The sequence below is a fragment of the Burkholderiales bacterium genome (genome assembly GCA_013695435.1).
GTDB lineage: Bacteria > Pseudomonadota > Gammaproteobacteria > Burkholderiales > JACMKV01 > JACMKV01.
Map to the genome: position 1 here is coordinate 1 of JACDAM010000106.1, position 5,455 is coordinate 5,455.

Consider the following 5,455-nt stretch of genomic DNA (forward strand, 5'->3'; position numbering starts at 1 on the left):
TGGTCCGTATCTCGACGAGCGGCGCTACGACATCCTTTCGGATAACTGCAGCCGCTTTCTCGCCGGGCAGCCGCTGCGAAACGTGGTCGACAAGTCCAGCTGGTTCTGAACTTCCACCGGGCGGAGACACTCATGCAGCTTGCGGCCGCGCAACCGAAGCTGCGTCATGTCGACAAGTGAGGACGGTTTGTCCGCTGCTAGCTCAGCTTGATCCAGGTTGGAGCATGGTCGCTCGCTCGATCTCGGCCGCGAAACTCGGCGTCGACATTGGCCTCCGCCAGTCGCGGGACCAGCCCCTCGCTAAGCAGCAGGAAGTCCATGCGGAAACCGGCGTTGCGCTGAAAGGCGTGCGCGTTCACCCAGAACGTATAAATCTTTTCCTTGGGATGCAGATGGCGCGATGAATCGGTCCAGCCCTGCGCAAGCAACCGTTGATACGCATCGCGCGTTTTGGGCTGCATGACCGCATCGAATCTCCACACCCACGCGTTGTAGATGTCGAGGTTGGTTGGGACGACGTTCAGGTCACCGGCAAGAACCACCGGCTTGCCGGATTGATGTAGCGTCTCTGCGTGCTGAATAAGGCGCTCGAACCAGGCGAGTTTGTAATCGAATTTCGGCCCCGGCTGCGGGTTGCCATTTGGAACATAGATCGAGGCGACCACAAGTCCGTTGATTTCGGCTTCGAGGTAGCGAGCCTGCTTGTCTTCGTCGTCGCCCGGCAAGCCACGGCGTATTTCCTTTGGTACTTCGCCTCTGGCGAGAACTGCAACGCCGTGGTGTGACTTTTGTCCATGCCATATCGCTCCATAGCCCGCATCTTCGAGCGCTCGCGCCGGAAACTTCGTATCGTCGGTTTTCAACTCCTGAAGACAGACGATGTCAGGCGCCGTTTCTGCCAGCCACTCGAGTAAGCAAGGGAGCCCGACCGTTGACACCGTTGACGTTGTAAGTAGTGATCTTCAAAGCTGCTTGCGCGCGCAGGCCTTCAGACCGCAATTAACGCTGAGAAGCGTTCGCATCACGGACCGGGGGAGGCGTGCGTCATGTTTGCACGCGCCGGCGCGCTCAATATATTCCGAACAACTGTAGTAGAAAAAACGGAGCCATTGTCACTGCGAGGAATAGGAACACAACGAGAATTACCAGACGCAGCAGGCAGCCGCCGAAGCCTCGCCCGGGTGGTACAACTTCAGGGTGGGGCGCCGTTTCGGTGCGGACACGGCGCGCTCGCGCAGCGGCCCAGAGCAACTCCTGCCAGGTTGCAAAAGGTCCAGCGCCGCGCGGGCCGCGCGTGAAGCTTTCGTCGTCATCCTCACGCTCGTGCTCGCCTGCCCCGGGCAGTTCCTCGCGACGACCCCAGGGACCACCGCCGTCGGCAGCGGGCCGCCCCGCTGGTGGTGGCGGCCGTGGCCTAGTGGGCCCAGCGGGCGTCGGCACGCGTGACGTTGCGGGCGCAGGTCTTCTTCGTTTTGGCTCAGGCGGTGCGGGTGGCGCCGGTGGGCGAGCCGGGTCGCCGAAGCGCGCGCCGCATTGCGGACACGCACTTGCATCGAGCCAGCGTCCGGGCGTGTGATTCGTACAGTGATAGCGGACCTGCGCTTCGTGGCACGCTTCACACTCGCCAAGCGCAGTACGCGTAGTGCCACAGTTGGGACATCGCAGGACCACGCTGCTCATGGTTGCGCATCCCCCCTGGCTTCGATGTCGATTTCACGATCGCGCTCGGGCTCGGGAAAAACATCGCGAATTAAATCCGCTGGAATGTGCAGCTGGTACACCTGCGGCAGGCTGGCTTCAACCACACGCGCTAAGGTAGGCGCTCTCTCATAGGGTCCAAACTGCTCGCGGTTAAGCCGGCGCGATAGCGCCACCGTTGTCAGCAGGGGATGCGCGCGATAAGCGGGGTGAATTGCGTAGCGGTCCTCTGGGTGGTCATGACCGCGCACCATGTGCGTGACCGGTCGCCCGAGCCGCGTACTCAGCGCGCAGAACTCCGCGAAATCTTCATAACCGAATTGGCTGCCGCGCGAAAAGCGGTTCGGCATTTTCCTGCGCGCCTTCGGATGCGCGCGCACCCAGACGAAATCCGACAGGCACGCCGGATCGTTCCAGTCGCCGGTTTCAGCAAGCTGCGGATGCAGGTCTGCCAGCGGGAAACCGCCGTGTGCAACGAGAAGTCCGTCAGCGAAGAACAGCGCGCGCGGTGCCTGCGCAATTAATCGCACCGTCAGCTTGCCGGCACGCTCGATCCATTCGTGCGCGAGATTCGCATTCAGGAAGTCGGCAAAGTCCGAAGGCGATATGTTGGAGCCGAACCGTACGCCGTCATACGACAGCGCTTCGTCGTGATTACCTGCGATAACGCAGACGCTCTCGGGCGCTTCGACGATCAACTCAAAAACACGCAGCACTACTTCGAGACCGAAGCCTTCATCGTCAAAGAAATCGCCGAGAAAAATGATGCGCGGTACGCCGCCGTTGGCTGACCGAGCGTGGTCGCGGATCTGCGCCAGCGCAGCTTCGAGCGCGAGTAGATCGCCATGCAGATCACCAATGATCCACAAAGGTCTTGTCGCGTCCATCGTGGCCACGCGAATCGTCTTGTCGGTCGCGAGCGCACGATCGCTGTCGAACATCAGGCCCGGACCACCAGCCCTATCGAGCAACGTTTCCATTTGCTCGACGACGGTGCGCATGCGGGCACGCATTGCCGGGGGATCGATTGCACTGCGAATCGCCTGCCAGTCAAGCTCATGCACATCGATAACGGGCAGCGTCGGCGGTATCGAAGCCGAGGGCGCGCCGGGCTCGGGCTGTGGCTCTACTATCTCGTGCGCGTCATCAACAAAGGCTTCGGGCGTCGCGACGTCTTCGATCGCCATTTCAGCGTCCGCGCGCGGTCAGGGGCAGCTTCACTACGCCCTTCGCCTGACGGCCGACGGCGATTAGATCGCCGTTCTGCAGCGCGCGGGGCTTTACCAGCGTGACCCCGTTCACGAGAGTCTCGTTCGTTGTTCCTGCAACCGGCGACACGACCCATTGCCGCTTGGCATCGCGCTCAATTACGCATTGGCTGTTGTCCCAGAATTCCCCGTCGGGCCCGAACTGCTGCACGAGCGCTCTACCGAGCGCGGTGCGCACCCTGAACTGCATGCTGCGTCCGTCGGGGCCGATCAGCTCGATGCCATCCGAGATGATGGCCTCGCCACCTGGGCGGCCCGCCACCGTTGCGTCTTTGCCTGGTGAAATTTTCGTCGCGCCCGCAGCGGGTTTGCGGGCGACGGGCTTGGTATCCCGGCCGCTTAAAATCGCGCGCAGCTCGGCCGCGGTGGGCCGAGCCGCCGGGTCGGGAGACAGGCAACGAAAAAGCGCGGCACTCACTTCGGCGTTCTCCGCCGGTGCCGGCATTGAACCGATCAATGCAGGCGGTTTTGTGGCGTGAGTTCTGACGAGCTTGGCGTACTCGGCCTGTTCGTCCCGCCAGTAAGGATGCTCGCCGGCAAGTAACTCGTACAGCATCAGCCCGCAGGTGAATACATCCGAGGCTAGCCCCGGCACCGACCCGCGAGTCAGGTGCTCGGGCGAGCGGTAATTGTCGGTGCCGATATAAGCCTGAAACCCGTGCCACGGCGCTCGCCGATCGGCCAACAGCGAGAAGTCCATGTCGATCAGCTTCAGCTGATAGCCCGAACCGATGGTTGAGTCTTCGATGAGATACGCGTTCGCCGGCTTCAGGTCTGCGTGCACGATTTTGCCTTCGTGCAAGGCCGCGATCGCCGACATGAAGACCTTCGCCCATGTCACATGACGTGCCCAGACCGCAGGATCGCGAGCAGGAGCAGTCCTCGTAACGCGATGCCGCTCGCGCTCGGCGTCGAGCATTTGCTGCAGATCGGCGCCGTTTTCCACAAACTCGTACGCCTGGAAGTAGCAGGGCCCACCCCACACCTCCTCGAAGGCATCGATTTGACGCACTGCGAAGTGCGCCGCCTTACCGTTTCGAACGCGCGCCGAGAGCTCCTTCTGATACGCGACAAACGCCTCGTACCAGACGACGGTGGGCGCGGGCGACTTGTATTGTTTGAAGAAAACCTTCGCGCCCGTATGTGCCTGCGCCGCGTACGAGATCGCCATCATCCCCGGCCCGAACACCTTGGTGATGCGGTAGCCGCGAATGATGTCGCCGACCTTTAGCTTCTTGGCCATCGCCGGCGCTTAGTGCAGAGTCAGCTTGTCTATAGCGCGACCGTCTCAGCCGAGCGCGACACACTCGCGGCCAGTTGTTTCAGCGTAGTGCGGAAATTGACCGGGTCTGACGTGAACTTCTGCAGCGCTTCTTGCGGATTCAAGCCCTCGAACTCGACCACTTCCCATTCGGATTTGTCGATCTGGCTCAGCCGGTCGTAGCCCTCAAAGTTGGGGGCGAAAAGGCTCAGGATGATGCGGTTGGCCATGATCACGTTGGCGACGTCTTGCAACGAGCCACCTTGGGCCTCGGGAATACTCATCGTCTCCTTGAACGAAGCGTCGGTGAACACGATGACGACGCGCGCAGCGTCGCTGCGATAGCGCCATTTGCCGGGATCCTCGGTCTGTGAGCCTTTCGGAGTTGCTTCCATCGAGGCGACCTTGTAGAGCGTATCCAGCAGCGATTCAGGCTCGTCGCCGCCGCCGTTGGCTTGTAGCTGGGCGAGCTGCGACTTAAGCGCGGCAGCATCCCGCACGAACTCGTTGTCGATAATCCAGGGCAGTTGCTCGGCTTCGGCCGCCTCGATGTCGCGGTACCCCACCACCTTGCCGCGCCAATCCCGAACCGGCGCAGCGTTGTTGGCGTCGCCACGGCTCAACGAATCGATAAACGTCTCAATGTTCTTCCGTAGCGCATCGATGCACGTCGACATGCTGCCGCTCACATCGACGACGAATACGAGATCCGCGACGCCCTTTGTCTTGGCGCGCGCCTGCGGTACGGGTGCGGCCTGGGCCGGCTCGGCGACCCCGGCCGGCGTCTCCTCGATCGCCAGCGGCTCTGCCTGTGCATCAGTGGTGCTGCCCATCGGATGCGTGACGACTTCTGCTTCCATTGGAGTGCTGGTTGTCAATTCGGGAGAAGATGGTGCTTCGATGACCGACGCTGCATCGGCATCCGGATGCTTAGTGACACTCATGATGAACTCCAATGACCATGTTCGTATCTCCTCTTTGCTTTACTTATAGTCTGCCGCCAATGCGGACAGAGCGACCAGGCGAAGCTGGGCTGCGTCCGATTCAAAGCAATACGCATTCCCAGCTTGTGGAACAGCACTCAACCGCGGCACGTCGCGCAAGTATAGGAAGGATAACCGCCCCTTTTGCCTCACGCAACAGGTACCGCGCAGGTGCTTGAGGCCGCTTTGCGCCACCAGCGTCATCGAATCCTCGCCGCCGACGGCGCGGTGACGTGAAATTCCGC

The 5,455-nt window shown here is 61.6% G+C and carries 3 protein-coding genes and 1 pseudogene; all 4 read right to left on the minus strand.

The window, feature by feature from the left end:
* Nucleotides 1–197: 197 nt before the first annotated feature.
* A pseudogene (gene xth, locus H0V78_05935) lies at nucleotides 198–966 on the minus strand (exodeoxyribonuclease III).
* A 710-nt stretch (nucleotides 967–1,676) separates the two neighbouring features.
* Nucleotides 1,677–2,885, minus strand: coding sequence for a serine/threonine protein phosphatase (locus tag H0V78_05940; protein ID MBA2351326.1), 1,209 nt, complete (start codon nucleotides 2,883–2,885; stop codon nucleotides 1,677–1,679).
* Nucleotide 2,886: 1 nt separating this feature from the next.
* A complete protein-coding gene (locus H0V78_05945) occupies nucleotides 2,887–4,209 on the minus strand; it encodes a protein kinase (GenBank protein MBA2351327.1) in 1,323 nt (440 codons plus the stop codon).
* Between the two features lie 29 nt (nucleotides 4,210–4,238).
* Nucleotides 4,239–5,183 carry a VWA domain-containing protein gene (locus H0V78_05950; protein MBA2351328.1) on the minus strand — a complete coding sequence of 315 codons (945 nt, stop codon included), beginning with the start codon at nucleotides 5,181–5,183 and terminating at the stop codon, nucleotides 4,239–4,241.
* Nucleotides 5,184–5,455: the final 272 nt, after the last annotated feature.